Raw genomic sequence first — 1,282 nt, forward strand, 5'->3', positions numbered from 1 at the left:
ATGGTCGGGAAGACAGGATTCGAACCTGCGACCCCTTGGTCCCAAACCAAGTGCTCTACCAAGCTGAGCTACTTCCCGTTATAAATGGTGCACCCTGAGAGATTCGAACTCCCGGCCTTTAGATTCGTAGTCTAACGCTCTATCCAGCTGAGCTAAGGGTGCATAAAATGCGGTCGAGAGGACTTGAACCTCCACGGTGTTAACCACCACTAGGCCCTCAACCTAGCGCGTCTACCGATTCCGCCACGACCGCGTATTAATGGAGCGGAAGACGGGATTCGAACCCGCGACCCCGACCTTGGCAAGGTCGTATTCTACCACTGAACTACTTCCGCAATATGAGTTTTGATTAGAGATGCGGGTGAAGGGACTCGAACCCCCACGTCAAGGACACTAGATCCTAAGTCTAGCGCGTCTACCAATTCCGCCACACCCGCATATAATATTCAAATATAACTATAAATTAATGAGAAATGGTGAGCCATGCAGGGCTCGAACCTGCGACCCTCTGATTAAAAGTCAGATGCTCTACCAACTGAGCTAATGGCTCATTAATTTAAAATGGGGCGACTGAAGGGAATTGAACCCTCGAATGCCGGAATCACAATCCGGTGCGTTAACCACTTCGCCACAATCGCCATGAAAAAATGGTGCCGGCGAAAGGATTTGAACCCTCGACCCTCTGATTACAAGTCAGATGCTCTACCAACTGAGCTACACCGGCAGGTGTAAATGGTGGCTTTGGACGGAATCGAACCGCCGACACAAGGATTTTCAGTCCTTTGCTCTACCAACTGAGCTACAAAGCCAACTTATTAAGTTTAAATTAAAAATGGCGGTCCCGACGGGATTCGAACCCGCGATCTTCTGCGTGACAGGCAGACATGTTAACCGCTACACCACGGGACCGTTTGTAAAACTATTTGTATCGACTCCACCTATTTTAAATGTCAATTAGGATAAAGTCAATAAGTTTTGTAAAAAAATAAAAAGCCTGGCAACGTCCTATCCTCACAGGGGGAGACCCCCAACTACTTTCGGCGCTGAAGCGCTTAACTTCCGTGTTCGGCATGGGAACGGGTGTGGCCGCTTCGCTATCGCCACCAGACAAGGGAATTGTTCCCTGAAAACTGAAGACTCATCAAGTTCAAACCGTTTCTAGATCAAAGCCTCGACCGATTAGTATCATTCAGCTCCACACGTCGCCGTGCTTCCACCCATGACCTATCTACCTCATCGTCTCTGAGGGGTCTTTCTTGATTGCTCAAAGGGAAATCTCATC

At 48.8% G+C, this 1,282-nt stretch carries 10 tRNA genes and 2 rRNA genes; all 12 read right to left on the bottom strand.

Going from position 1 to position 1,282, the window contains the following annotated elements:
- Position 1: 1 nt before the first annotated feature.
- A tRNA-Pro gene (locus tag EVJ24_RS15055) sits at positions 2 to 78 on the bottom strand.
- 7 nt (positions 79 to 85) lie between these two features.
- Positions 86 to 162, bottom strand: a tRNA-Arg gene (locus EVJ24_RS15060).
- A gap of 6 nt (positions 163 to 168) precedes the next feature.
- Positions 169 to 253, bottom strand: a tRNA-Leu gene (locus tag EVJ24_RS15065).
- Between the two features lie 7 nt (positions 254 to 260).
- A tRNA-Gly gene (locus EVJ24_RS15070) sits at positions 261 to 335 on the bottom strand.
- Positions 336 to 356: 21 nt separating this feature from the next.
- A tRNA-Leu gene (locus EVJ24_RS15075) sits at positions 357 to 437 on the bottom strand.
- A gap of 37 nt (positions 438 to 474) precedes the next feature.
- A tRNA-Lys gene (locus EVJ24_RS15080) sits at positions 475 to 550 on the bottom strand.
- A 12-nt stretch (positions 551 to 562) separates the two neighbouring features.
- Positions 563 to 638 (bottom strand) — tRNA-His (locus tag EVJ24_RS15085).
- Between the two features lie 10 nt (positions 639 to 648).
- Positions 649 to 724, bottom strand: a tRNA-Thr gene (locus tag EVJ24_RS15090).
- 9 nt (positions 725 to 733) lie between these two features.
- Positions 734 to 809 (bottom strand) — tRNA-Phe (locus tag EVJ24_RS15095).
- 24 nt (positions 810 to 833) lie between these two features.
- Positions 834 to 909 (bottom strand) — tRNA-Asp (locus tag EVJ24_RS15100).
- Between the two features lie 83 nt (positions 910 to 992).
- A 5S ribosomal RNA gene (gene rrf / locus EVJ24_RS15105) occupies positions 993 to 1,108 on the bottom strand.
- Between the two features lie 51 nt (positions 1,109 to 1,159).
- Positions 1,160 to 1,282: ribosomal RNA gene (locus EVJ24_RS15110) — 23S ribosomal RNA — on the bottom strand; the annotation flags it as partial.

The sequence above is a fragment of the Exiguobacterium sp. SH1S21 genome, assembly GCF_004337175.1.
In the GTDB taxonomy this organism is placed as follows: Bacteria; Bacillota; Bacilli; order Exiguobacteriales; family Exiguobacteriaceae; genus Exiguobacterium; species Exiguobacterium aurantiacum_A.